Annotated in this window: 1 pseudogene; it reads right to left on the minus strand. The window is 22.1% G+C overall.

What is annotated here, in order from left to right:
- A pseudogene (locus L8V85_RS08340) lies at positions 1–584 on the minus strand (hypothetical protein); the annotation flags it as partial.

The following is a 584-nucleotide window of genomic DNA, read 5'->3' on the forward strand; positions in this document are numbered from 1 at the left end:
CTTTAATATTTTTATGTAAGCTTTGATTGTTTTTAGTGATAGTTTCTAATAAGCTTTGTAAGTCTTTTTGATTTAAGTGTTTATTGTTTGTATCTACAAAGCCTTTTTCACTTTGCATTAGAATAATGCTTTTATTTTTTACATTATTGTTTGTATATACATTAATAGAACTATCTTTAGAAAGATTAATCACTTCTTTAGTACTTAAATAAGCTTTAGTATCATCTTTTAAGATAAAGCTATAATGATCAAAATTATTAATAGTATTTGCTTTTATATTTGTATTTAATACTAAATGATTATTAGTACCATTTTTATGTGTTAGAACTTTTGATACAAAGTTATTGTCTTTTTTAGTTTGTAAAAAACTTCCTGCTAATACTTCTATATTAGTATTGTTAAAAATATTAGTATTACCACTTAAGTATAAAGTATTATTATAGCTTTTATCATTTTCACTATATACACCAGAAGCTGCTATGATGATAGTAGAGTTGTTTTTATACTCATCTATATTTAAATTATTTATATGAGTATAATTATCATGGGTATTCTTAGCTATACCTGCACTAATTATTATTTCC

This window comes from Campylobacter sp. IFREMER_LSEM_CL2090, from assembly GCF_025771865.1.
GTDB classification, from domain to species: Bacteria; Campylobacterota; Campylobacteria; order Campylobacterales; family Campylobacteraceae; genus Campylobacter_D; species Campylobacter_D lari_D.